A 24,836-nucleotide genomic window follows, 5' to 3' on the forward strand; every position below is an offset into this window, starting at 1 on the left:
TTCACGCCCTTATGCGGCTGAAAGGCAAAAATATTATACTTGGAATTACGGGAAGTATTGCAGCTTACAAGGCAGCAATACTTCTTCGGCTTTTAATAAAGGAAGGAGCCGAGGTTCAGGTCGTGATTACCCCGGCCGGGAAAGAGTTTATTACCCCGGTTACTTTATCAGCATTGTCGAATAAACCGGTAGTGAGCGAGTTCTTTGGTGCCAACGATGGTTCGTGGAACAGCCATGTAGATCTTGGCTTGTGGGCCGATCTTATGCTGGTGGCACCGGCAACCGCCTCAACTTTGGGGAAAATGGCCAACGGGATTGCTGACAACATGTTGGTAACTACTTATCTGTCGGCCAAGTGCCCGGTATTTATCGCTCCGGCAATGGACCTCGATATGTTTGCCCATCCTTCTACGCAACGCAATCTTTCCATTCTCAAAGAATACGGAAACAGTATTGTTGAACCCGCTTCCGGAGAGTTGGCCAGTGGCCTGGAAGGAAAAGGCAGAATGGAAGAACCCGAAAAAATTCTGGAGCTGGTGGTGGAACACTTTTCAGCAAAAAAAAAACTTCTGAATCATAAGTTCCTGGTAACTGCCGGGCCTACTTTCGAAAAAATTGATCCCGTTCGCTTTATTGGTAATTACTCTTCAGGCAAAATGGGTTATGCCATTGCCGAAGAACTGGCTGATCAGGGAGCCGAAGTCACGCTCGTGTCCGGACCTGTATCTGTTTCCACTTCCAACAGGCATATAAACGTGGTAGAAGTGGAGTCGGCACAGGAAATGTACGAACAGTGTGTTTCGCGGTTTGCCACTTGCGATGGTGCTGTGATGTGTGCTGCCGTGGCTGATTTTACGCCGGTAGATAAAGCTGCCCAGAAGACAAAAAGAGGGAAGGAAAACTGGTCTATCGAGTTGGAACCAACAAAAGACATTGCCGCCGAACTTGGAAAACTCAAAAAAGGCAACCAACTGCTGGTGGGCTTTGCGCTCGAAACCAATGACGAGTTGGAAAATGCGCAGAAAAAGCTGGATAAAAAGAATCTTGATTTTATTGTGTTGAATTCTCTGAACGATTCGGGTGCCGGCTTTGGTGTGGATACCAATAAAATTACCTTGGTAACCAAAGACAATAAACCACAGGTTTTTGAGTTAAAGTCTAAGAAAGAAGTTGCCCGCGATATTGTTAACAAAATTATTGAATTGAAAGCTTGATAACATGATCAGAAAAATTGCAAGTACCTTATTGATTACAGCTTTTGTGGTGTTCACTGCCTTTGCGCAGGAACTGCGTTGTAATGTTACGGTCTCTGCTCGTGGAATTCAGGGGGCCAACCAAAACCTTTTCCGGACCATGCAATCGGATATTTACGATTTTATGAACAACCGTAAATGGACGGAGCATGTGTATGGTTACGACGAAAAAATCCGCTGCAACATTCTTATCCGGCTGGACGAACAAGTTTCTGCTGACGAGTTTAAAGGATCCATTCAGGTTCAGCTAACCCGGCCGGTATTTAATTCGAGTTATACTTCCACCGTATTGAATATCAAAGACAACGATTTTCATTGTAATTATGTGGAGTTTCAGCCACTTGAATTTAATGAAACATCGAACCGCGACAACCTGACCAATATTTTGGCGTATTACGCTTATATCATTCTTGGTTTTGACTACGATACGTTTTCCCCGGAAGGCGGAAATGAATATTTTCAGAAAGCACAGTCGATCGTCAATAACTCGCAAAATGCGCGAGAAAGAGGCTGGAAATCGTTTGAAAGTGAGCGCAACCGCTATTGGTTGACCGAGAATATTCTGAACAAATCGTATTCTTCGTTCCGTAGTTGCATGTACAATTATCACCGCACGGGACTCGATATCATGTCGGACAGGGTAGAAGAAGGACGTGCCAACATTGCCAATTCCTTGCGCGATATTCAGAAAGTGTTTCGCCGTCGCCCGTCTACTTATATCCTGCAGATATTTTTTGACGCCAAAGCCGATGAACTGGTGAATGTTTTTTCCAAGTCGTTTCCCGACGAACGTAGTCGTGTGCTGGCTATCTTAAACGAGGTGGACCCTTCGAACGGCAGTAAGTACGAAAAGATCAAAGAAAGCGAAGAGCTTTGATTTGGCTGAAGTACCCTTTAATTCTTTACGTTTGTAATTCTTTTTTGAAATAACTGAAAAGAAAAAGTCAGTTGTCCTATTTTTGGTATTTTTATTCCGAAATACGATTTGAACATGCTTGCCAGGTTATACATATCCAATTATGCTTTGATACAGGAATTACAGGTTGATTTTAGCCGAAACCTGAATACCGTTACCGGGGAAACCGGTGCCGGTAAATCCATTATTTTGGGCGCACTTGGATTGATTATTGGCAACCGGGCCGACCTGTCGGTTTTAAAGGAAAAGGAAGAGAAGTGCGTGGTGGAAGGGCAGTTTGAAGTGAAGAACTACCAGCTGAAGGCTTTTTTTGAGGAGAACGACCTGGACTACGACGATCTTACTATTCTGAGAAGAGAAATAACGCCGGCCGGAAAATCGAGAGCTTTTATAAACGACACGCCCGTAAACCTGAAAACGCTGCGGGATCTGGGATTGAAATTAATTGATATTCATTCACAGCATCAAAACCTGGAGCTGGGGAACCAGAAATTTCAGCTTGATTTGGTGGATGCAGTCGCAGGGGCAGGCGAGGCGCTGGAAGCCTATAAAAAGCAGTTTCGTTTGTACCGGAAAACGGCCAAAGAACTGGCAGCCTTAAAAGAACAGGCTGAAAAAGAACAGGCTGACCTGGATTACTACCAGTTTCAGTTTAACCAGCTGGAAGAAGCGGCACTGAAAGAGAACGAACAGGAAGAACTGGAAGAAGAACTGGAGCGTTTAACACATGCCGAAGAAATAAAAACAGGTTTTACAACGGTTGTTCAGCTTTTGGACGATGAACGTTTTTCGGTGATTCAGAATGTAAAAGACGGCAGAAAAGCGCTGGAGAAAATAAGAAACTACATGGCCGAAGCGGCGGGTTTGGAAAGCCGGCTGGAGAGTGTCATGCTGGAACTGCGCGATATCGCTGACGAAGCGGATACCTTGGCCGAAAAGATCGAGCATGATCCGGCACGTATTCAGGAAGTAAACGATCGGCTGAACCTGATTTACAGTTTGCTGCAAAAACACAATGCCGATAATGTGGCTGCCCTGATTGAGCTGCGTAACGAGCTGGATCAGAAAATCAGCAAAGTAACCGGTTACGACGACGAAATTCGTGGAAAGGAAAACGAATTGGCCGGGCATAGCAAAATTCTGGAAGAAAAGGCAGCCATGCTTAGTTCCATTCGTAAAAAGGCATTTCCGGTGATCGAAAAATCGGTGGTAGAGGATTTGCAGCAACTGGGAATGAGCAAAATCCGTTTTGTAGTGGAACACAGCCTGATGGCCGATTTTGGTTCAGAAGGAAAAGACGAAGTTGCTTTTTTGTTCAGTGCCAATGCTGACTCGGCGCCCGATGAGATATCCCGCATCGCATCAGGAGGAGAAATGTCGCGGCTTATGCTGGCCATTAAAAACCTGTTACGCAGTTCCAAAGCATTGCCAACCATTATTTTTGACGAGATAGACTCCGGAATTTCCGGGGAAGTGGCTATGAAAATGGGAACTATTATCAAATCCTTCTCTTCAACAACACAAATCATTAACATCACGCATCTCCCGCAAATTGCGGCGCGTGGCGATGCCCATTTCAGGGTTTATAAACTCGAAGAAAACGACCGGACGATCACGTCCATCAAACAACTTACTGAAAACGAACGTATAGAAGAACTGGCAAAAATGGTAGGTGGCGATAAACTCACTGATACAACCATTAGTGCAGCTCGCGAACTTTTAGCAAATTAATTATGGCAGAAATAGGAAAAATAAATACGCTTGGCATTGTTCGCGAAACAGCCAACGGAGTATATCTTGACGGTGGTGATCATGGCGAAATCCTGATGCCCCAAAAGTTTGTAACACCCGAAATGAAAGCGGCTGAAGAGGCCGAAGTTTTTGTTTACACCGACTCGGAAGACCGCCTGGTGGCAACCACCGAAAAGCCGCTTGCCAAGGTGGGTGACTTTGCGTGCCTTGAAGTAAAAGAGGTAACCCAGGTGGGAGCTTTTCTTGATTGGGGGCTTCCCAAAGACCTGCTGGTGCCTTATCGCGAACAAAGAGAAAGAATGGAGGTGGGGAAAAGTTACTGGGTGTATGTATTTCTCGATCTGCTTTCGAACCGGGTAGCGGCAACCACAAAATTCCAGAAGTACCTTGACAACACACCTCCCGATTACAAGCCTGGGCAGGAAGTGGACCTGATTGTTTTTGATGAAACAGAACTGGGGTATAAAGCCATTGTAAATCGCGAACACTCCGGAATGTTGTACAAAAACCAAATATTTCGTGAGCTGAAGATTGGCGATAAAACCAGGGGCTTCATTACCAAGGTAAGAAAAGATGAAAAGATCGATCTAATTCTGGACAAACCCGGGTATGCCAAAGTCGATCCTGTTTCGGATAAAATTTTAAAGGAACTGAAAAATAACCGGGGGTTTCTGGCGGTGTCTGATAAGTCGTCGCCCGATATGATTCAGGCCTTGTTCGGAATCAGCAAGAAAACGTTTAAACAGGCTATTGGCGGACTGTACAAAAAGCGGCTTATATCTTTTGAATCCGACGGAATTCGTTTACTGGAAGACGAATAAGCGTCTTTTGGGTTATTGCTGTTCTACAAGCTGCATCTGTTTGTCCAATATTTTGAAATCCAATTTCCGCGCAGCTAAAATATTCAGGTAGCTTTTGCAGTTGTAGGCATGCATTTCGTCCTTTTCTTTAAATACGTGATACGACTGAACCACCCAATCGATGGCTGCTTCAATATCGTTCTGCATCTCACAAACCAGCGCCATATTGAACATACACTTGGCAGCAATGCGCTTATTGGGATTGCTGATGTTCTTTTTCCAGTGTTTGGCAGCTTCTAGCCACTGGCCATCTTTTATAAGCTCGTTGGTCTGTTTCAGGTCTACGTGACCCGATTTATAGTACATCCGCTCCACTTCCATCCAATGCGGAATCAGCATGTGCGCGAATTCAGTACCGGAAATATCAGCCGAATTCAACACCGCATCTCTGCGTGGCGGAACAACCTTTAATGCTTTCTCCGGAAGGATGCATTCTCCTTCCCAGGTAATTGGATTCTTATGTAAATAATGATAATGGAAGAGGTTTTTATTTAAATCATAGATATTCCAAAGGGCATTTACTTCTGCCAGCTCTGTTGCAATGTAATAGCGTTCGGCAAATATCTCATTGGTGTCAATTTCATTGCGGGTATAAAAATGATCCAGCGACAAAAGAAAATCGGCTCCGGTTGAATCAGCAATTGCTTTGAGTTCTGCAGCTGTATAAAGCCCGAATTCGGTATCAAGTATCTTTTCCGAAGTTTTGTTTTTGGTTGCGGTGGGATACATTTTTAAGTACTGCGAAAGCACGTAGGAATTAACAACCCCCACATAGGAATCGTAGTCAGAAGTGTCTATTTCGGAGGCATGGGAAAATGAAAGCGTATCTTTTATGCTGGTTTCTGAATAGTCGGCAGCCCGGAGTTCAATAATTGTATCCAAAAAATCCTGATCACGAAGTGCTGCCAGAAAATACTCGTAATAGATTCTGGAGGCAACACTGTCGAGATTACTGGTATCGCTCACGGCTTTCCCCAGAACGTTGTAGTTAATAAGTTCCTGATTAAAGGCAATATTCGTATTGTTGTAACGTACGGCCAGCTTGCGGTATTCGCTTGGAAGAATGATTTCCGAAGGTTGAATGACTTCAATTTTCACCAAGCTTACATTGTAAAAAGTGCTGCACCCCTGGAAAAGCACTGGTATGAACAGGCTTAGAAAGAGGATAAGAGGGAAACGGCTCATTGTTATTGGTTTAGTAGGGTAATGTCCTTCATCCGTTTTCGAAGCGCATTTTGGTAATGCATGATTCGTTTGATATCTTCCTTGCTGCGGTATTTTGTAGCAAGTTGCATGGCTGCCGAGAGCCATTTGTAAGCGGTATCAAGGTCATCTTTCATTTCATAAGCCAAAGCCATGTTGTACCGCGCCTGAATGGCGATCTTACCGTTATCATCTCCCACATAGCGTTTCCAAAGTAAGATGGCGTTATCCCATTCCCCTTTTTGAAGAAAGGTTTCGGCAGAAGCAAAATCGGGGAGGGGAGGTACCGAATACATACGGTTAACATTTTGCCACGATGCAAAGAAACGTTTGGCATAGTTTTCACCTGCCATTTGAGAGGCAATTTTTAAAGCCGTTATTCGTGGCGGAAGCAGTGTTTTGCGCTGGTAGTTTCCCTGGTCGTCGTAACCATTCCAGAAAATGGTATCAATCATGGTTTTGCGGTCGATGATTTTTTCTTCCACAGGATTGTATACGGCCCATACTGCTGCGGTTATTACTTCGTTCGATTTGGTGGGCATTTCGGCAGTTGACGAATATTCGTTGTAGAAACAGGAGTAGGTTTCCAGCGATATAAGCAGATCGCTTTGTGTCTTTTCGGTGATGTTCCGGATCAGATCAAAATCAAGTGCCGGAAGTTTGTCTCCCCTGTGCGTTTTAAACAGTTCTGGAAAAATATGAATGGTTTCAAAAGTTTGATGACTTTTGAGATTGCCTGCCAGCTCCTGCATGGTCAGGTTAACCAGCACCGAATCGAGGTTGGCCGGATCATCTTTTGCTTTTTTCAACCTGTAGTCATCTTTGTAATAGTGAAGGAGGGTATCGTTGGTGTACTTGAAGTTCCGGTATACAATGGCTGCGTTTTTGGTTTCGGAAGGCACAGCAATTTTGCCGGGTTGATATACCTCAATCTGGTATTCTTTGTAGACGGTGCACGAACTGAACAGTGCCAGTAAGACCGCCAGTGTTAGGATGCGGTTCATTATTTTAGTTTTTCAAGTTCCTGTCTTCGCAGTTTCAGACGCTCCAGGTAATCGTAAGTTGTTTGTCTGAACATGGTGTTGTACGACTCCAGCCCCCATTTTATCGCCTCGTCAACATTTCCCTGAAGTTCGTACCCCACTGCCAGGTTAAAGGCAGCTTTGCTTTTGGTTGCCTTTGAACTGCTTTCTGCGGCAACTTTTTTCCACAGCTCCATGGCAGAGGCCCAGTCGTTTTCGTTCACCAGGTTTTCAGCTTGTGTCATCCGGTCGTCCTTATCACTTAGAATAAGCCGTTGTTCGCGGTTCCATACCGTGCTTATTTTTTCCGAGAAATCAAGGGCAAGGGCAATTCCAGCTTCCGAAAGGCCTTGTTTTACCGTTGTGAAATGCGAAAATAATTCGCGGGCCGATCCAGCTCCGTCTTCCCAGTAAATAGTATCGCGCATAAACTCGCGCATGATCACCTTTTCCTCCAACGGGTCATAAATCCGGAAAAGCGCTTCGTAAACAACCGCCATTTGCGCTCTTGCAATTTCGTAAAAAGCATCGTCAGCCGGGTTGTAATAACTTTCTCTCTGGTATTTGGTAACCACGCTGGTCTGAAACATATCAACCGACAAAACAGCATCGGTTTGAAAGGTTTCACAGAGGTCTTTTACCTCGTCCCACTGCATGGTTTCGCTTAGAAACGAATTTTCTTTGTGATCAATAAAACGGTTTTCAGGAATTACATAGTCGTACCTGCCCGATTCAAACAGCAATTTACCCAGCGCCTGCAACATGGTGTCGGCCGATTGCAGGTCGTGAATGACGGTATCTACGTCAAACGCTTTTTTGAAAAATATATTCTGAAGTGTGTCCGACGGAGTGTCGGTGTACGAGTCGTCAACAGTTCGGTTTACCAACACCAGGCTTTGTATCCTTTCGGGGAGTTCCTGCCTGGCTTTGCGCGGTATCTCAATGGTAATGTACTTCGACGAAGAACAAGATACAGCCGTTAAAAGGATCAGCGGTAAAAACCATATAAATTTTCTGAAGTTGGTATTCATACAGCGCGTTTCAGTTACACCCCAATTTAATAAATTCCCCAGTATTTTCTCAAAAACCATTCCACACTCAACAGCAACAACAAAACAAAAAACAGCCATTTAAGGTTGAGCAATTCATTCACCATTTCCTGGTAATAGTTTACAGCCTTGGGTTTGTTCCCGGTTTTGAGTTCATCAATCAACTGATTGGCATTGACCGGCAGGTAAAACGTACCTCCACTAAGCGAAGCCAGCTGATAAAGTGTTTGGTGGTCGGCCCGGGTAACCACATTTTCCAGGTTCACCGGCACAACCGTGAAACTTCCGGTTTCGGTGTATTCTTCGGAACCGATATTTACCTTTGCCTCGAATGTGTAATCTCCCAGCGGCAGGTGGCCTGCATTCAAATAATAATCTTCTCCCTGAACGTCAAACGTAAAGTTAAAATCTTCGTCGTTCGAGTTTTTGAGTGCGATGTTTACTTCGCCTGTTGTAATCCTTTCAAAGGCATCGTTGTACACTTCTGCATTCAGGATCACATCGTCGGTTTCGGAGTAAACCGGGGTAAATTCTACAATAAAATTATCTTCGTTTTCGCGCAAGGCAAGGTATTGAATCAGCTGGTTGATAAGCTCGTTAAAGCGGTCGTGGCTTTGGTGCTGGTAATAGTCGAAAAGCCGCCACCGCCAGATTCCTTCACCTAAAATAAAGCCGACTTTACGACCGTTCTTTTTTCCGGTGGCCAGCAGCGGTTTCCCGGTTTCAATGTTTTTTAGTTTTTGATACAGGAGAGGAGTAAATTCAGCATCTAACTCATAATCGGCAAAAGCGACATTTAGCGGAGGAAATTTTGGCAGGGCCTCCACAAAATCTTCCGATAAGCGGAAAGTCGCATAAACCGGGTTGATTACAGGCTGGGCTTCTTCTCCCGAACCTGCGAGCGGTGTTATCTGAGCACCCTGGTCGAAAGTGTTTAGCTGCGGCAGAAAAGTTTCGCTGCCCACAATAAAAAGAACCGGCAGTCTTCCGGCCTGGGCTTTCTCGATCACCTTCGCCATCGATTTTCCTGACGTCGGCAGTTGGTTCAGAATAATCAGGTTATAGTCGTTCAGGTTGGCTGGGTACGGTTCTTCAGTAAATACGCTTACATCGTATGTTTTTTGATCTTCCAGCGTGTTTTTTATGGCTCCGATATCGGGATGCGAACCATCGGAAAGAATCAATATTTTTTGTTTGTTTTCCAGTACGTTGATCACAAAACCGGACGTGTTGTTTTTGGTGTTTCGTTCATTTTCAACGGTTTCAATACGAGCAGTGTAATGTTGCAGGCCTGTTTTTTCGGCATCCAGAATAAATTCGCGGCTTACAAAATAATTGTCGTTGGGTGGTGTGATCATGATACTTTGAAGTTCTTCACCATCTTTTACAATCGATAATTTCAGCGCTTTGCCTTTTACCTTTGAAAAGTGCACATCCACTTCTACCGGGAATTTATTGCCGGAGAAGGCGGTGCGGTTCACACGGATGTTTTGGATCCTTGAGTCCGCCACAATGGTGGTATCTCCAAACCCAACGGAATAAACAGGAAAGTTAATGTCGCTGAGTTGATTTACCGGATTTCTTCCCTGGTTGTAAATTCCATCGCCCACAAGAATCAGCGCGCCTATGTTCTGGTTAAAATGATTGTTGCTGACCGTTGTCAGTACATCATTGTAATCCGATCGTTTGGCCGTAAATGAAAGCTCATCACCAACGCTGGTCTCTTCCCCGAACTGGTAATTCACAACTTCAAAGTCGGCCCCCAGTGCTTCATTCAGCTCTTTTTTTAGCTGTCTTAACTGTGTGGCAAGCGCAGTGGAATCGGGGCCTGATATCATTGATGATGAATTATCCCAGGCAGCGATGATCAGCGGGTTTTGTGTAATTTTTTTCAGGTTGCGCAAAAAGGGCGACAAAAGCAATACGGCCATCAGAAAAAACGAAACAAAGCGAAGTGCCGTTAATATTCTGACCTGCGTTTTGCTGAGTTCGCTGTTTGCCTTGTTTCTGAAATACAGTAAAATTACAATGCCCAGCGCAGCCACCACAACTGCGAGCAAGAGGATAAACCAATATTTTGTTCCGAATGAGATCAAATCGATTGAATTTTGAAAGTCGTAAATATACGTAACTCCTTTTTTAAAATAAGGATTTATGAGTATTATTACATAGTAAACGAAGGTTGCGGTGAACCTGACTGGAGCATTGGAATAAGAGGTAGATTAGCTGTTTTAAGAGGGGAGAAGCAGAGAAACGAAAGGAGTTCAGGGGTGCCGCCTGAAAGAGAGCGGATTCCATTTCAGAAACGGAGTATTTTTGCAGGAATCTTTTGTCAAGCTAAACCGAAAATATTGACCAAACTATATTCTTATGAAAAATACGATACTGCTTCTTTGGGTTTTGGCGCTGACAGCCTGCGGCCCGAAATTCAATCCCGAAATTACAGTTGACGATCTGAAAGAAAATATTTATTACCTGGCTTCCGATTCGTTGCAGGGACGAAAATCAGGCGAGCCGGGCGGCTTGCTGGCTGCTGAATACATCCGGCAGAAGTTTGAAACTGCTGGCTTGCAATTGTTGTACGATAGCGGTTTTCAGCCGTTTAGCCTGGTTGCTGACGCTGAGCTGGGAGAGGGAAACTCACTCTCCGTGGGAAACAAATCATTCGAAGCTAAAACAGATTTTCTACCCTACGCTTTTTCTGCCAATTCTACGGTTGAAGCAACGCTTGTTTTTGCAGGTTACGGAATGGAAGTTGACCGCGATTCGTTGAAATGGAACGATTTTGAGGGAGTGGATGTTGCCGGAAAATGGATGTTGGTGCTTCAGGGCGATCCTGATTTGGAGAATCCCAACAGCCCTTATCTCGAATTCTCAACCGAACGTGCTAAAGCGCTTACTGCTTCCGATAAAAATGCAGCCGGAATCATTCTGGTAGCTGGTCCTGATTTTAATGAGAAAGATGAACTTTCTTCGCTCTTTTTTGATAAAAACAGCAGCCGTTTTGATATGCCCGTTCTGCAGGTTACGCGGAAAGTAGCCGATGAAATGCTTGCCGGAGCCGGTGAAACCATTGAATCGCTCGAAAATAGGATGAAGGAAGAACACCGTGGATTTAACCTGGAAGTTACTACTTCGGTAAAAGCTACGGTGAATGTTCAGCTAAAAGAGAAGGAAACCCGAAATGTGGTGGCGATGCTGCCCGGTCTGGATGAAACATTGAAGGACGAGGCCGTAGTGATCGGCGCTCATTACGATCATTTGGGGATGGGTGGTCCCGGCTCGGATTCGCGCGCCGTGGATACAACAGCTGTTCATAACGGGGCCGATGACAATGCATCGGGTGTAGCGGCAGTTATTCAGCTTGCAGAGAAACTGGCCGTTGAAAAAGCAAATAAGCGAAGCTTGATTTTTGTTGCTTTTGGAGCCGAAGAAATGGGATTGATAGGCTCCAAGGCATTTGTAAACGATCCCCCGGTTGCCACTGAAAAGATGGTAGTCATGTTTAATTTCGACATGGTGGGCCGTTTGGATACCACTACAAATGCACTTAGCATCAGCGGAACAAAAACATCGAAAGAAACGGAGGAGATACTAAACAATCTGAATACGGATTTTGAATTGGCTTTTTCTGAAGAAGGAATTGGCCCGTCGGACCACGCTTCGTTTTATTTACAGAACGTCCCCGTATTTTTCTTTTCAACCGGGGCGCACCCTGATTATCATACCCCAAAAGACGATGCAGAGCTGATCAATTACGAAGGCGAGAAAAAGGTGCTCGATTATGCTGTAAAAGTGATAGCAGAAGTAACCAACCGCGACCGGAAACTTACCTTTCAGGAAGCCGGTAGTAAATTTCAGCGGAGCAGGGGAGGACGTTTCAAAGTTACTTTCGGAATTATGCCGGATTATGCCGGGCTCGAAAAACGCGGAATGCGTATTGATGCTGTTACAAAAGGAAAACCGGCAGACAAGGCGGGTATGCAGCGGGGCGATATTATTACGGCAATTGAAGGCAAAAAAGTAAGCAATATTTACGATTACATGAGCCGCCTGCAAACGCTCGAAGCCGGACAAAGAATTTCAGTTGATATCATTCGCGACAATAAAGAGACGGTACTTATCGTTCAATTGTAGCAAGCGTAATAGTTTTTTTATAACCAGGGATGCCGTTTTGAAATGGAGTACATCCCTGTTTTTTTGAAAGTCAATTTAAAAAATATCCAATTCTCAATTTTGAACGTAAAATATCCAACAAAATCCGGGAAATTGGATATTGGGAATTCTGCATTGGATATTCTGCATTAAAAAATAAAAACAAGCCTTCTATTTGCAGATATTCTTAAAAGTGCTGTCATTCCGAACGTAGTGAGGAATCTGTTCGGATTTAGTAGACACTACTGTGTGTTTTTATATCCATCCCCGTAGTTTGTAATACGTCAGCGCAAACATTTCGCGCGCAACCAGGATCTCGTATTTCAGATGGTTCCACAGCTGGTAACGCATGTTGATGTTTTGACCTACATCGGGCAGTAGCACTTTGTTTCCCCCCAGCTCGTCGTCTTTGAAAGAAAAGTCGGCTTCGGCTGCATTTTCAAAAGCCGGCAAAGCATTTACTTTTTCAAAACCCACTTTCTGAAAACACAGAACTGCTCTTCGCATGTGTTCCGGTGAAGTTACGAGAAGCACCGAGGTTTTGTAAGCAATTAAGCCGGCACAATTCAAAGCCTGTGAGCGGGTGTTGGTGCCTTCAGCTTCAAAAAGAATTTGTTCTGCGGGAATATTTCTTACTTCCAGTTCCGCTTTCATTTTTTGCGGAGTGCTCAGACTGTCGTCCAATTCACCGGGCATGGCAATGATTATCTTGGCATCCGGAAAACTTTTGGCTGCATGGGCAGTGTACCAACTGCGCATCAGGTTCGACTGGCTGGGCATGCCACCACCACCTAGAAGCACGATGTACTGTGGCTTTTGCTCCAGTTCCGATTTACTGGTTCCAAGCCAGTGATAAGCCCAAAATGGTGCAGAAGTGAGCGCGGTAAGCACACAAAGCAGGAAAAATATGCCGGTGAACATCAGGATCGTTCGCAGGAGTCTCAAAAAAAAGATACTTTTGACTTTGGTTTTCATCATAACCATCGAAATTGAGAAGTAAAATTACATTAAAAATAAATACGCTGACTTTTGAATACAACAGTTAAAAACGAGCTGATAGAACTTTTTGAGCATCAGTTCAGTGAGAAAGTTGAACGATTTGAGATGTTGCCGCAATCCGGTTCTTACCGCGAATATGCGCGAATGGGAAATGCAACCCGGACAGTGATTGGGGCTTTCAACAACGACGTGAAAGAGAACACGGCTTTTCTTTCGTTCTCCAATCATTTGTACAACAAAGGGATAAAAGTTCCGAAGGTTTACGCCGTAAGTTCTGACTTAAAGAAATACCTGGTACAGGACCTGGGAGATACAACTCTGTTTGGCTACCTCACTCAAGTCAGGGAAAAAGAAGGTTTCTCTGAAAACATCATCAGCCAGTATAAAAAAGTGCTGAGCGCTTTGCCAAAGATCCAGATCATTGCCGGAAAAGACATCGATTATTCGGTTTGCTATCCGCGCGAAGCTTTCGATAAGCAGTCGATGATGTGGGACCTGAATTATTTCAAGTATTATTTTCTGAAACTGGCCAAGATTTCGTTTGACGAGCAGGCGCTGGAAGATGATTTCCAGCAGTTTAGTAACTATTTGTTGAGTGCCAGTTCCAAATACTTCCTGTACCGCGATTTTCAGTCGCGCAATGTGATGTTGAAAGACGACGATGTTTATTTTATCGATTATCAGGGCGGACGTTTGGGCGCTTTGCAATACGATTTGGCATCGCTGCTTTACGATGGAAAGGCGGACATTCCGGAAAGCGTTCGGCAGCAGCTGTTCGATTTTTACATCAGCGAGCTTAAAAAATACATGAAAGTAGACGAGGAACGATTCACCGCCTACTTCAAAGGTTTTGTCCTGATTCGGATTATGCAGGCAATGGGAGCCTACGGTTTCCGGGGCTTTTACGAGAAAAAGGAACATTTCCTGAAAAGCATTCCGTTTGCGCTCAAAAACCTGGAGTTGTTGTTGAAAGACCTGAAACTTCCGGTAGAATTGCCCGAGTTGGTAAATGTTTTGAAGCAACTGAGCAAATCTGAAGTTCTGAAAGAGATCGGTCAATCAAAATCTGATCTGACGATCCGGATTACAAGTTTCTCTTACAAAAAAGGTATTCCGGAAGATCCTTCGGGGAATGGCGGTGGTTATGTTTTCGACTGCCGGGCCATTCATAACCCCGGAAGATATGAGGAATACAAAAAGCTGAGCGGGAAAGATGTGGCGGTTCAGGAGTTTCTGGAACAAAAATCAGAAATGGGGCTTTTCCTTGAATCTGCTAAAAACCTGGTGGAACAGTCGGTGAAGGTGTACCTTGAGCGAGGGTTTACTGATTTGTCGGTAAGCTTTGGCTGCACGGGCGGACAACACCGGTCGGTTTATTCGGCGGATAAACTGGCAGAGTTTCTTCAGAACAATTATCCGGTGAATGTTGTTGTTGTTCACCGTGAAAGGGATAATTGGCGATGAGCAAAAAAGCATGTAAAAAAAAGGATTTTGAAGATAAAAACGACCCGCGTTTTGAGTGTAAAAAATGCGGAGCCAAAGTAAAAAAAGAAGACAGGGTTTGTAAGCCCAAAAAGATTAGCTGATGACTATTCTTCATTATTGGGGATCAGGTAAGTGGCAAAAATCAAAAATGTAGCAGTTTTGCATTTCATAACTTGGTTATTAAAAGCCGAGTTTTTATTTTCGCAGCAAATTTCAAAATTTAAAATCATCCATGGGAAGAGCATTTGAATACCGCAGGGCAGCGAAAGAAAAACGCTGGGATAAGATGTCGAGGGTTTTTCCGAAACTTTCGAAAAAAATCACAATTGCAGCTAAAGAAGGAGGGGCTGACCCGGATATGAACCCGGCCTTGCGAACAGCCATTTTAAATGCGAAGCACGAGAATATGCCGAAAGCCAACATCGATTCGGCGATTAAACGTGCCTCAGGCAAAGATGCTGCTGATTACATTGAGGTGAGTTACGAAGGAAAAGGCCCGCACGGAGTGCTGGTGTTTGTGGAATGTGCCACCGATAATACAACGCGTACGGTTGCCAACGTAAAAAGCTATTTTAATAAAGCCGGTGGCGGCCAGGTGCCCAACGGTTCGCTGGAATTTATGTTTTCGCGTAAAGCTGTTTTCGAATTCGACCTGCCCGAAGGAATGGAGTTGGAAGAAATGGAACTGGAACTGATCGACGCCGGTTTGGACGAAATCGAGGAAAACGAAGGCAAATATTATGCATCGGGCGATTACACCAGTTTTGGCGATTTGGCTTCGGCTTTTGAGCGGCTTAATATCGAGCCCACTAAAGCTGAACTGAGACGTATTCCAACCACGCCGGTTGAATTTACCGAAGAGCAACTCGAAGAAATTGAAAAAATGCTGGATAAACTGGAAGAGGACGACGATGTTCAGGCAGTTTATACCAACATTGCCTAGTAGTTGATTCCAATATTTCAATGATATTTAGAAAACGCATTCATCTGATTGAGTGCGTTTTTTTGTTTTAATAGTTTAGCCTGTACCCATCCTCCAGACCTTCCCTGCGAGCAACTACTCTTTAAACACAAATGTGAACCAGAAAAAAGTAAGAAACAGATAATAAGGAATAACAAATAAAAAGTGTCGAAAACTGATTAAGTTGAGCCAAATTTTCCTGATTTCTTATTCTTGTTGGTGCTTTTCGGAAAGCATTTGGGTTTTTGTTTTATCACCCGATTTGCTGTATTAACCCCAAAAAACACTTCACTCATCTAATAAATGGCAGCACAGTTTTTCTTTTATCCTATATTCGGGAAAAACTTATCTTATGCTACCTGTCCGGAATTACATCCAACATTTTGCCGAAATATGGGAAAACAGCCCCAGTGATTTTCCCGCCTTTTCAAAAGAATATTCAACCCAGGAAAAACGGAGCCGGGAAGCCAATTACGAGCTTTTCCAGGAGAAGATAAAATCGCTGCAAAACCGAAAGGAGATAAAGGCAATCAAAAGCGATCCGGGCGCTTCTTTCTTTCCCATGTTCAAAGCCTTTCTGGAAACGGTTTTTGATTTCGAGAAAGATCATTTGAAAGTGATTTTGTCGGATGAGTTCAAAAATGTTTCAAAAGACTTTTTTTACAAAGCCCGCGAGTTTGGTCCGGAGTTGAAGCCAAGCGATATTTACCAGGGAATGCGCAATGTGTGGATCATGAACGGGCTGCAGCTGATGATGAAACTGCCGGTAAAGATCACCCCGTCGGTGTTTGCCTATTCGATGATCTATCCGTACAGCGATAACCTGTTGGACGACCCGGCAATAAGCGACCGCGAAAAAGAGGAGTTTTCAGAGCGTTTTAACCGCCGTTTGCACGGAGAGGAGGTTCAGCCGGTCTCTTTTACCGAAAGCCAGTTGTTCAGGCTGGTGGAAATGTTTGAGTCCGAGTTTCCGAGAACTGATTTCCCGCTGGTTTACGAAAGTTTGTATGCCATTCAGCAAGGGCAAACCAACAGCTTAAAAATGTGTACTGAAAGTGGTTTGTCGGACAAGCAGATACTGGAAATTTGCTTTGAAAAAGGCGGTGCTTCGGTTTTAGCGGATGGCTATTTGGTGGCGGGCAGGTTAACTCAGGAGCAGGAACAGGCCTTGTTTGGCTACGGTGTTTACCTGCAGTTGCTCGACGATATTCAGGATGTAAAGGAAGATGCGCAGGCATCTACGAAAACTCTTTTTTCCTGTCTCCCCGAAAACGACCTTGGGATTTTTGTCAACAAAACCGTTCACTTTGGCCGAACTTCGATGGAGGAAATGAAATGTTTCCCGGGTATGGAGAACGATGATTTTATCGACCTGATGAATCACAGCATCGAAACCATGATCATTGAATCTGCTGGCCTCAACAACGGCTCGTTTACACCGGAATACCTGAATGAACTGGAGCGTTATTCTCCCTTGCATTTTGGCTTTGTTCGCGAAAAAAGAGCCCAGTCCAAATCGCAACGCTTCGCCCTGTTTCAAAAATATTTTGAGTCGGCCAGGCCTGCCGCAGTTTAGTGCCTGATGGCTTCAACCTCACTACTTTATCAGTTTTTCGATATAAGGTTCCAGCTTCTCTGGTCTTGTAATGGGAGCAAAGCGTTTGACCGGTTTCCCGTGTTTGTCGATTAAAAACTTGGTAAAATTCCATTTGATTTTACTGCCGAGCAAACCGCTTAGTTGCTTTTTAAGGTATTTAAAAATAGGATGGGCTTGTTCTCCGTTTACCTCAACTTTTGAGAACATCGGAAAAGAAACACCATAGTTAATCTGACAAGCTTCTGATATTGATTTTTCATCTCCCGGTTCCTGATTCCCAAACTGGTTACAGGGAAAGCCGAGAATTACCAGTCCGGCATCGCTGTATTTGCGGTACAAATCTTCCAAACCAGCGTATTGTGGAGTAAAACCACACTTGCTGGCGGTATTGACTACTAAAATGATTTTCCCTTTAAAATCTTCCATCGAAACTTCTTTGCCCTGAATACTTATAGCGCTGAACTGATAAAAGTTGTTTTCCATTGTTGAACTGCGTTATGTTTTTGCAGACTATATTGCACACGATGCAAGTATAACGGATTTATTTTATGTCGTGTTCGATACAACCCGATGTTGATACATCTTGATGAATAATTGATCGTTAAAAATATGCAGGATACCGAATACAAATTCAAAATTGTTCGTATTTTTGCGAACAACGAACGATAGAAGATTATGGAAGTAAAAATCATGTCGGACGAACAACAGAAGCTGGCACGTTATGCCAAGGCGTTGGGACATCCGGTGCGTGTGTATGTTATGCAGTTGCTGGGGCAGCAGTCGTGCTGCTACAGTGGCGATTTGAGCGAAGAGTTGCCCATTGCCAAATCAACCCTTTCGCAACATCTGAAAGAATTGAAAGACGCGGGATTGATACAGGGCGAAATTGAAGCTCCCCGGATTAAATACTGTGTAAACAAAGAGAACTGGAGCGAAGCACAGGAATTATTCAAAACATTTTTTAGAATCTGAATCTTCAAAAAAATTTAGACGGATTGTTCGTGCTTTTACGAATCACAATTAAAAATTAACAATACAAATGACAATGGAAATAAAAGTATTGGGTACCGGTTGTCCTAAATGTAAAAAACTGGAGCAGCTTACCCGCGATGCGGTTTCGGAGCTCGGAATTAAGGCTACCATCGAAAAAGTGGAAGACATTTACAAAATTATGCAGTTTGGGGTAATGCGCACTCCGGGGCTGGTGGTGAACGGAAAAGTGGTGATGTCGGGAAGACTGCCGAAAACAAGCGAAATAAAAGAATTGCTGGAGAATGCGTGATCGTTTAAAAATACTGGTCCGGCCGTTGGTGCTTTTGCTCGTGTGGCTGCTGCTTTACAACAACCTGCACGAAATGGCCGACCTGGTTGTTTACCGGCTGATCGGATTGAAAGAGGGGACACATCTGGCCGAATCCATTTGGTTTTTCATTTTTGAAGTTCCCAAGGTACTGCTCCTCCTTGTTTTAATTGTGTTTTTGGTAGGAGTGATCCGGAGTTGGTTCTCACCCGAGAAAACACGAAAAGCACTCGAAGGAAAATCACTGTTTGCCGGCAATGTAATGGCATCGGGGCTGGGAATTCTGACCCCGTTTTGCTCGTGTTCTGCCATTCCCCTGTTTTTGGGCTTTGTGGAAGCCGGTATTCCGATTGGTGTTACCTTTTCGTTTTTAATAGCGGCGCCTCTGATCAACGAAGTGGCGCTTATCCTTTTGGCAGGCTTGTTTGGCTGGAAAGTGGCCGTGATTTATGTGGTTACCGGTTTGGTAATTGCTACCATTTCGGGCTTTTTGATTGAAAAGCTAAAGCTGCAAAAATACGTGGCCGACTGGGTGTTCCAGGTAAAAGCCAACCAGGCTTCGGTAGAGGAACAGAAACTGACTTTGGCTGACCGGATTCAGACCGGTTTCGACACTGTAAAAGAAATTGTCGGAAAGATCTGGATTTATGTGTTGATTGGAATTGCGGTTGGAGCAGGCGCTCACGGTTACGTTCCGGAAGATTACCTCGCCCGGATAATGGGAGACGGAAGCTGGTACGCGGTTCCGCTGGCAATTGCAATGGGTATTCCGCTTTATTCCAACGCTGCCGGGATTATTCCCATTGTGGCGGTTTTAATGGAAAAGGGAGTTAGCCTGGGCACGGCACTGGCGTTTATGATGTCGGTAATCGGCTTGTCTCTTCCAGAAATAATTATCCTGAAGAAGGTGCTGAAGTGGCAATTTATTGTCATTTTTGTTTCGATTGTAGCCACTGGAATTACGATCGTAGGATTTTTATTTAATTTCTTGCAGCTGTAAAATGGTTAAAAAGAACGGTTTTCTCGTTATCCTGATCCTGTTGGTGGGGGCTCTTTTGATCCTGCTTTTCAACAGAGACAAGCTGTATGACTATATCTCGGGGCAGATGCAGCAGCAGAACTCGGAGCAGGAAAACTTTGTGGCCAAACAATTTGTGGAATCGAACTACAACTACGCTGAAAACGGAAAGGATTTTGAGTTCACGCTGCTTCAGTTTAAATCGTCCGGCTGTGCCATTTGTAAACAGATGGAGCCTGTTTTGGATGAAATAAGGAATTGGAACGGGGCAAAAGTGAACGTTCAGCTTATTCAAATTATGAATCCCGACAGCCAGGAAATGATGAAATATTTTGGTGTTTCGGCGGTTCCGATGCACATTTTACTCAATAAAAACGGAGAGGAATTTTCACGCAACTATGGCTTTATTTCGGTCAATGACCTGAAATCCCGTTTTCAGGAAAATAAAGGAAGTGATACCAATTGACGGGGAAGATTGCAATGCTTGGTTCGCGCAAATGAGCTTATTCGTGTAACGTTTTCAGTAACGAAGAGGGAGCGTTCAGGCGGGCGTTTTTTTCCGGCAGTACATGACGGTCAAGAAAGGAGCAGAGACAACGCACACCACTGCACCCGCAATGCAATTTGCAATTTGTTACCAACCGTATTTTCATTTTTCATTTAATTCTTTAAATATTTTTGTCGCTAATAAATTCAACTCTTTCCACTCGTCAGTTTCTACAAAGTCATTTAATTCAATAAAGTTCTGATTGAGCTTTTCATAATTGTCATGAATCTGCTTATCAAATTGAACTAGTAATGCAAATTCTTGATTTGAGAAAGTTTCTCGAATTTCTTTTGAGTCAACAATAAACAAATCATTCCATTGCTGGAAGAGTTCCTCCGTAACATTGATATCTGCTTGAGATTCTTGATATTTAATTTGTTCAACTTTCGAAGACCATAATTCAAGAATCCCCATGATGCTTTCTCTTGTCATTTTTTCGAAATCGCTTTCTTCAATTAAATTAGCTGAAGGAGTTTTGCTTTCAGGTTTGTTAATTGTATTTCTTAATGGTCTCTTTTTAATTTTCACCCTGTAATAATAAATAGGCGCATAAAACATATTGAAAAAGAATAGTGGAAATATAGATTTTGAATATTTGTCATATTTAAACAAGAACCAAATACAATATCCCCAGAAGAATACGATTATAAAATTCAAAGGCATCGCAATTAAATTAAACATCGCTCTATCATCACTAAAAAATATTTTATCAAAAATTTCAGGTGAGAGAATTGCAAATGCTGGTAGAAATAATATTGAAATTATAAAAATCAGATTAACGATAAATGAGGCAAATATTATTTTATCGAATAATTTCATTTTGTCTTTTTCAATATGGTTGGTAACTAGCGTATAACATCACTAGTCATGTTATTTTCATTATCTCATTTTTTTCGGTGCTTTTGCCCGGTTTATGCCCCGGTAACGCGTGCATATATCGTAAGCTGGTTCCCTGTTCCGAAAAGCGGGGGTCACAACTATGCATGGGCAACTGATTGCACGGCTGGCGGTGTTGTTCCTGTATGGGCTTTATTTGCGGGTGTGTAGTCAAAAGGTTTTGGTTTTTAGCTCAATAAATATAAACATAATACGGATACGTGGTCCTCTTTAGTGCTGTTTTTTAGCCCGCTGTTATGCGGTTGTAACTTGCTCTGTGGGTGTTCTTTCCATTGAGTGCGAAGTTGTTTTCACTACCTTGTTTTATGTTTTCATTGCTTCCGGACACCTTTTCACTCATCGTGAAGATGTATTCGCTGTCTTCGGAGTTTATTTCACTGCATCCGGTGATGTTTTCTTTGCATTTAATGTCGATTTCAGTAAGGATCATCATGTTTTCACAAACCACGGTGTTTTTTTCGCTCATCCCCTGGATGTTTTCACGAATGCTCGTCATGTTTTCGCTGCTCCTGTTCAAGTTTTCACAACCTTTGTTTTACTTTCCGGTAATTGCTACCTGCTTTTCACGCTTGCTGGGTAAAAAATCCCCGCAGCCGGATTTGTTTCCGGCCGTGAGGTTTTTGTTTTCGTGGCATTAATCCACAATTGTTCGGGCCCATTCGTATTCGCTGTAAAATTCGGTGATGCACCGCTGCTGTATTTTACTCGAAGCTTGTAGTTCAGAGTTCAGAGTTCAGGGTTCAGTGTTGCCGTATTGCTGTGATGCTGTATCTTGCTCGAAGCTAGTAGTTCAGAGTTCAATGTTCAGTGTTCAGAGTTGAGCTCTTCGCCCTTCGCTCCATGCTCCATGCCCTTTGCAATTTAACAGTTTTGCAGTTTTACAATTTAGCACAGCTCGCAACTCTACCATTTTGTCCCCATTCAGGGGGACGAGGAATTCCGAAGGCTTTGACGACGGAATGACGGAGGGGGTGCTGCAGTCGCAGTTTACAGTCGCAGTATTCAGTTAAAGGATAGTACGTGGGAAAAACTCGAAGCTCGAAGCTTGCAGCTCACAGCTCGCAGCTCGTTTTGCAATTTAACCGTTTCTCAATTTAGCAATAGCCTGAAGTTCTGTGTTGCTGCGTTGCTGTGTTGCAGTTTTGTACTCGTAGCTCGTGGCTCGTGGCTTGCAGCTTATTCTTGCATTCAATCCTTCCATCCTTCAGTCCTTCAACTGATCACTCCCTCTGCCTTGCAAAGATGCCTATAAGTTCAACCGAAGGGGTAGGTACTGACGTAAATAAAGTTTCATTAAGTTTTGTTAGTAATTGTTCACCACTGTTAATGATTGCTAACATAATAAGTCTCTATTTTTGCCCCCAGTAAGTTGAACCTTGATCCATAAAACAACTCAAAAAAATCTATGAAACAGTTTTACCTCTGTAACGCATTTGTGTTTTTTTTCTTTTTATCAAATGCGCAAAAAGTTACGATCAGTGGTTATGTAACAGACCTCTCAACCGGAGAAGGTCTGATTAATGCCAATGTTTACGACCTTCAAAAAGAAACGGGGAATGTCAGCAATGTTTATGGCTTTTACAGTTTAACGGTGCCTGCCGGGAAAGCGCAGATTCAGTATTCATTTGTGGGATACGAAAAACAAGTGCTGGAACTGGACCTGAAAAAAGACACGGTAATAAACATAAAACTGAAATTGATGGGCGAGCTGGACGAAGTGACGGTGCGGGCCAACAAATCGAACGTGGAACGCAGCCAGATGAGCATGGTGGAATTACCCACCGAAAAACTGGATAAGCTGCCGTTGATGTTGGGCGAACCCGATGTGCTGAAAGTGATTCAGTTATTGCCGGGGGTGCAGTCGGGAGCCGAAGGAACGAGCGGCATTTACGTGAGGGGAGGAGGACCCGATCAGAACCTCTTTTTGTTGGACGGTGTGCCGGTTTACAATGCAAGTCATTTGTTTGGTTTCTTTTCGGTTTTCAACCCGGCAGCCGTTAAAACGGTTACGTTGTACAAAGGTGGTTTCCCGGCACGTTTCGGGGGGCGGCTTTCTTCGGTGGTCGACATCCGTATGAAAGAAGGAAACGACCAGGAGTTTAAAGGTGAATTTTCCATCGGACTGATTTCTTCGCGCTTTTCCATCGAAGGACCGATCAAGAAAGACAAAACATCGTTTATTTTCTCCGGAAGAAGAACGTATGCCGATGTGTTGGCTCAACCTTTTATTGTTATGGCCAATAACAGAGATAATGATGTAAAGACAAGCGCCGGATATTATTTCTATGATTTGAATGCAAAAATCAACCATAAGTTTTCAGACAAAAGCAGGTTGTTTCTTTCTACCTATGCGGGGCGCGACAAAGCATACGGGCGCGACAAAGAGCATTACAATCGTGATTATGGAGTGCGTTACACCGATAGCAATAACATGGGGATCGAATGGGGAAATATTACCTCGGCGCTTCGGTGGAACTATGTGTACAACCCCAAGTTGTTTAGCAATGTTACGCTTACCTACAGCGATTACAAGTTTGATGTAAGTGAAGAATACAAACGAACCAATAACAAAGACAATACTTACGACGAAGATTATTTTCGCTACTATTCGGGCATAAACGATTTAACGGCCAAAGTCGATTTCGATTATTACCCGGGAGGCGGGCACTCCATTAAATTTGGGGCCTCCAATATCTGGCATAAATTTAAACCCGGGGTGAATCACGAACGCACAGTGGGAGATTATTCGGAAACTCCTTCTGAAAAAAATGATACGATTTATGGGAACAAGAATGTTTCTGCAGTAGAATTCAGCGCCTTTGTTGAAGATAATTACGACATTACTTCCAGGTTACGGGCCAATCTAGGGGTACATTTTTCGTTGTTTAATGTTCAAAATACAACCTATACCTCGCTGGAGCCGCGTTTGTCGTTGAGGTATCTTCTCTCGGATAACCTTTCGTTAAAAGCGTCCTATACAAAAATGAGTCAGTACATTCATTTACTGAGCTCTTCCACCATTAGTTTGCCAACCGATTTGTGGCTTCCGGTAACCAAAGATGTGAAGCCGCAAAAATCGCATCAGATAGCTTTGGGGGCTGCCTTAAAAACAGGCAAGGGTTATGACCTGACAATTGAGGGATTCTATAAAACAATGGATAACCTGATTGAATACAAAGAAGGCGCTTCGTTCACCGGCGTTAGCAAAGACTGGGAATCGAAAATTGAAATGGGGAAGGGATGGTCGTATGGGGCCGAAGTAATGCTTGAAAAGAAAACCGGCAAAACTACGGGCTGGCTTGGCTACACACTTTCGTGGGCCGACCGCAAATTTGATAACCTGAATTTTGGAAAGAAATTCCCGGCAAAATACGATCGCCGGCACGACGTTAGTTTAGTATTGACCCACGAATTTTCGAAGAAATTCGACATCGGAATGGTGTGGGTTTACGGTACCGGGAATGCAGCAACAATTGGTAAGCAACGTTACGAAGCAATGCTGCCGGCACGGGGCGGGTATGGGTACAGTGATTACGATATTGTTTATTACGGTGAACGGAATAGTTACCGGATGCCTTCTTACCACCGGATGGATTTGAGCATGAATTTTCATAAACAAAAGAAACACGGTATTCGAACCTGGTCGGTTTCTCTGTACAATGCCTACAGCCGGCAAAACCCATTCTACCTGTATTGGGGCAGCGAAAGCGTAGGGGCCTACGACCAGAACGGGAAATATTACCAAACTTCCAAACCCGCCTTAAAACAGGTGAGCCTTTTTCCCGTGATTCCTTCCATTAGTTACACGTATAAATTCTAAAC

General features: G+C 43.7%; 21 protein-coding genes. 13 read left to right on the top strand and 8 right to left on the bottom strand.

Annotation, left to right across the window (positions count from 1 at the left end; genetic code table 11):
- The first annotated feature begins 11 nt into the window (after positions 1-11).
- The 4 genes from coaBC to D1614_RS17460 all read left to right on the top strand — a co-directional run bounded on the left by coaBC (position 12) and on the right by D1614_RS17460 (position 4,742).
- Positions 12-1,214 (top strand): bifunctional phosphopantothenoylcysteine decarboxylase/phosphopantothenate--cysteine ligase CoaBC, encoded by a 1,203-nt coding sequence (coaBC, locus tag D1614_RS17445; RefSeq protein WP_119439258.1) that lies wholly within the window; start codon positions 12-14, stop codon positions 1,212-1,214.
- A gap of 4 nt (positions 1,215-1,218) precedes the next feature.
- Positions 1,219-2,130, top strand: a complete 912-nt coding sequence (gene porD / locus D1614_RS17450) for a type IX secretion system protein PorD (RefSeq protein ID WP_119439259.1) — start codon at positions 1,219-1,221, stop codon at positions 2,128-2,130.
- 114 nt (positions 2,131-2,244) lie between these two features.
- Entirely contained in the window at positions 2,245-3,900 is a 1,656-nt protein-coding gene (gene recN, locus D1614_RS17455; protein ID WP_119439260.1) for a DNA repair protein RecN, read from the top strand.
- 2 nt (positions 3,901-3,902) lie between these two features.
- Positions 3,903-4,742, top strand: coding sequence for a CvfB family protein (locus D1614_RS17460; protein WP_119439261.1), 840 nt, complete (start codon positions 3,903-3,905; stop codon positions 4,740-4,742).
- A gap of 12 nt (positions 4,743-4,754) precedes the next feature.
- Here D1614_RS17460 and D1614_RS17465 read toward each other — a convergent pair whose 3' ends face one another.
- From D1614_RS17465 to D1614_RS17480, 4 genes are read right to left on the bottom strand one after another with little or no spacing between them, the layout of a single operon-like run.
- Complete coding sequence (locus D1614_RS17465; RefSeq protein WP_147384302.1) at positions 4,755-5,966, bottom strand: DUF6340 family protein; 1,212 nt, start codon at positions 5,964-5,966, stop codon at positions 4,755-4,757.
- A gap of 2 nt (positions 5,967-5,968) precedes the next feature.
- Positions 5,969-6,988 carry a DUF6340 family protein gene (locus tag D1614_RS17470; RefSeq protein WP_119439263.1) on the bottom strand — a complete coding sequence of 340 codons (1,020 nt, stop codon included), beginning with the start codon at positions 6,986-6,988 and terminating at the stop codon, positions 5,969-5,971.
- Positions 6,988-8,037 (bottom strand): DUF6340 family protein, encoded by a 1,050-nt coding sequence (locus D1614_RS17475; RefSeq protein WP_147384304.1) that lies wholly within the window; start codon positions 8,035-8,037, stop codon positions 6,988-6,990. The genes D1614_RS17470 and D1614_RS17475 overlap by 1 nt, the downstream gene beginning before the upstream one ends.
- 26 nt (positions 8,038-8,063) lie before the next feature.
- Positions 8,064-10,151, bottom strand: coding sequence for a hypothetical protein (locus tag D1614_RS17480; protein WP_147384306.1), 2,088 nt, complete (start codon positions 10,149-10,151; stop codon positions 8,064-8,066).
- 274 nt (positions 10,152-10,425) lie between these two features.
- Here D1614_RS17480 and D1614_RS17485 point away from each other — a divergent pair, with 274 nt between their 5' ends.
- Entirely contained in the window at positions 10,426-12,192 is a 1,767-nt protein-coding gene (locus tag D1614_RS17485; protein ID WP_119439266.1) for a M20/M25/M40 family metallo-hydrolase, read from the top strand.
- Positions 12,193-12,465: 273 nt separating this feature from the next.
- Here D1614_RS17485 and D1614_RS17490 read toward each other — a convergent pair whose 3' ends face one another.
- A complete protein-coding gene (locus tag D1614_RS17490) occupies positions 12,466-13,155 on the bottom strand; it encodes a YdcF family protein (RefSeq protein ID WP_162304546.1) in 690 nt (229 codons plus the stop codon).
- 84 nt (positions 13,156-13,239) lie between these two features.
- On the opposite strand from D1614_RS17490, the gene D1614_RS17495 reads away from it, so the two are divergent.
- From D1614_RS17495 to D1614_RS17505, 3 genes are all read left to right on the top strand, one after another.
- On the top strand, positions 13,240-14,673 hold the full coding sequence (locus tag D1614_RS17495; RefSeq protein WP_241558130.1) for a RapZ C-terminal domain-containing protein: 1,434 nt from the start codon (positions 13,240-13,242) through the stop codon (positions 14,671-14,673).
- A 253-nt stretch (positions 14,674-14,926) separates the two neighbouring features.
- The gene (locus D1614_RS17500) at positions 14,927-15,637 is read left to right on the top strand and encodes a YebC/PmpR family DNA-binding transcriptional regulator (RefSeq protein ID WP_119439268.1); all 711 of its coding nucleotides are present in this window, start codon (positions 14,927-14,929) and stop codon (positions 15,635-15,637) included.
- A 370-nt stretch (positions 15,638-16,007) separates the two neighbouring features.
- Positions 16,008-17,231: a class 1 isoprenoid biosynthesis enzyme gene (locus D1614_RS17505; protein WP_119439269.1), complete on the top strand. Its 1,224-nt coding sequence runs from the start codon at positions 16,008-16,010 to the stop codon at positions 17,229-17,231.
- A gap of 21 nt (positions 17,232-17,252) precedes the next feature.
- On the opposite strand, the gene D1614_RS17510 is transcribed toward D1614_RS17505, so the two are convergent.
- Complete coding sequence (locus D1614_RS17510; protein ID WP_119439270.1) at positions 17,253-17,735, bottom strand: glutathione peroxidase; 483 nt, start codon at positions 17,733-17,735, stop codon at positions 17,253-17,255.
- A gap of 192 nt (positions 17,736-17,927) precedes the next feature.
- On the opposite strand from D1614_RS17510, the gene D1614_RS17515 reads away from it, so the two are divergent.
- The 4 genes from D1614_RS17515 to D1614_RS17530 all read left to right on the top strand — a co-directional run bounded on the left by D1614_RS17515 (position 17,928) and on the right by D1614_RS17530 (position 20,036).
- The gene (locus tag D1614_RS17515) at positions 17,928-18,224 is read left to right on the top strand and encodes an ArsR/SmtB family transcription factor (protein ID WP_119439271.1); all 297 of its coding nucleotides are present in this window, start codon (positions 17,928-17,930) and stop codon (positions 18,222-18,224) included.
- Positions 18,225-18,291: 67 nt separating this feature from the next.
- Complete coding sequence (locus tag D1614_RS17520; protein WP_241558131.1) at positions 18,292-18,534, top strand: thioredoxin family protein; 243 nt, start codon at positions 18,292-18,294, stop codon at positions 18,532-18,534.
- Entirely contained in the window at positions 18,527-19,552 is a 1,026-nt protein-coding gene (locus tag D1614_RS17525; protein ID WP_119439272.1) for a permease, read from the top strand. The genes D1614_RS17520 and D1614_RS17525 overlap by 8 nt, the downstream gene beginning before the upstream one ends.
- Before the next feature lies 1 nt (position 19,553).
- A complete protein-coding gene (locus D1614_RS17530) occupies positions 19,554-20,036 on the top strand; it encodes a thioredoxin family protein (RefSeq protein WP_119439273.1) in 483 nt (160 codons plus the stop codon).
- A gap of 183 nt (positions 20,037-20,219) precedes the next feature.
- On the opposite strand, the gene D1614_RS17535 is transcribed toward D1614_RS17530, so the two are convergent.
- The gene (locus tag D1614_RS17535) at positions 20,220-20,936 is read right to left on the bottom strand and encodes a hypothetical protein (protein WP_119439274.1); all 717 of its coding nucleotides are present in this window, start codon (positions 20,934-20,936) and stop codon (positions 20,220-20,222) included.
- 301 nt (positions 20,937-21,237) lie between these two features.
- The gene (locus D1614_RS17540) at positions 21,238-21,510 is read right to left on the bottom strand and encodes a hypothetical protein (RefSeq protein WP_119439275.1); all 273 of its coding nucleotides are present in this window, start codon (positions 21,508-21,510) and stop codon (positions 21,238-21,240) included.
- 909 nt (positions 21,511-22,419) lie between these two features.
- Here D1614_RS17540 and D1614_RS17545 point away from each other — a divergent pair.
- A complete protein-coding gene (locus D1614_RS17545; protein ID WP_119439276.1) occupies positions 22,420-24,834 on the top strand; it encodes a TonB-dependent receptor in 2,415 nt (804 codons plus the stop codon).
- Positions 24,835-24,836: the final 2 nt, after the last annotated feature.

Source organism: Maribellus luteus, from assembly GCF_003576475.1.
Classification (GTDB): Bacteria; Bacteroidota; Bacteroidia; order Bacteroidales; family Prolixibacteraceae; genus Draconibacterium; species Draconibacterium luteum.

What these genes read in the sequence shown, in the direction of transcription:
- coaBC (WP_119439258.1), top strand. Translation starts at nt 12, where the DNA reads ATGCGGCTGAAAGGCAAAAATATTATACTTGGAATTACGGGAAGTATT.
- porD (WP_119439259.1), top strand. Translation starts at nt 1,219, where the DNA reads ATGATCAGAAAAATTGCAAGTACCTTATTGATTACAGCTTTTGTGGTG.
- recN (WP_119439260.1), top strand. Translation starts at nt 2,245, where the DNA reads ATGCTTGCCAGGTTATACATATCCAATTATGCTTTGATACAGGAATTA.
- D1614_RS17460 (WP_119439261.1), top strand. Translation starts at nt 3,903, where the DNA reads ATGGCAGAAATAGGAAAAATAAATACGCTTGGCATTGTTCGCGAAACA.
- D1614_RS17465 (WP_147384302.1), bottom strand. Translation starts at nt 5,966, where the DNA reads ATGAGCCGTTTCCCTCTTATCCTCTTTCTAAGCCTGTTCATACCAGTG.
- D1614_RS17470 (WP_119439263.1), bottom strand. Translation starts at nt 6,988, where the DNA reads ATGAACCGCATCCTAACACTGGCGGTCTTACTGGCACTGTTCAGTTCG.
- D1614_RS17475 (WP_147384304.1), bottom strand. Translation starts at nt 8,037, where the DNA reads ATGAATACCAACTTCAGAAAATTTATATGGTTTTTACCGCTGATCCTT.
- D1614_RS17485 (WP_119439266.1), top strand. Translation starts at nt 10,426, where the DNA reads ATGAAAAATACGATACTGCTTCTTTGGGTTTTGGCGCTGACAGCCTGC.
- D1614_RS17500 (WP_119439268.1), top strand. Translation starts at nt 14,927, where the DNA reads ATGGGAAGAGCATTTGAATACCGCAGGGCAGCGAAAGAAAAACGCTGG.
- D1614_RS17505 (WP_119439269.1), top strand. Translation starts at nt 16,008, where the DNA reads ATGCTACCTGTCCGGAATTACATCCAACATTTTGCCGAAATATGGGAA.
- D1614_RS17510 (WP_119439270.1), bottom strand. Translation starts at nt 17,735, where the DNA reads ATGGAAAACAACTTTTATCAGTTCAGCGCTATAAGTATTCAGGGCAAA.
- D1614_RS17515 (WP_119439271.1), top strand. Translation starts at nt 17,928, where the DNA reads ATGGAAGTAAAAATCATGTCGGACGAACAACAGAAGCTGGCACGTTAT.
- D1614_RS17520 (WP_241558131.1), top strand. Translation starts at nt 18,292, where the DNA reads ATGACAATGGAAATAAAAGTATTGGGTACCGGTTGTCCTAAATGTAAA.
- D1614_RS17525 (WP_119439272.1), top strand. Translation starts at nt 18,527, where the DNA reads ATGCGTGATCGTTTAAAAATACTGGTCCGGCCGTTGGTGCTTTTGCTC.
- D1614_RS17530 (WP_119439273.1), top strand. Translation starts at nt 19,554, where the DNA reads ATGGTTAAAAAGAACGGTTTTCTCGTTATCCTGATCCTGTTGGTGGGG.
- D1614_RS17535 (WP_119439274.1), bottom strand. Translation starts at nt 20,936, where the DNA reads ATGAAATTATTCGATAAAATAATATTTGCCTCATTTATCGTTAATCTG.
- D1614_RS17540 (WP_119439275.1), bottom strand. Translation starts at nt 21,510, where the DNA reads ATGACGAGCATTCGTGAAAACATCCAGGGGATGAGCGAAAAAAACACC.
- D1614_RS17545 (WP_119439276.1), top strand. Translation starts at nt 22,420, where the DNA reads ATGAAACAGTTTTACCTCTGTAACGCATTTGTGTTTTTTTTCTTTTTA.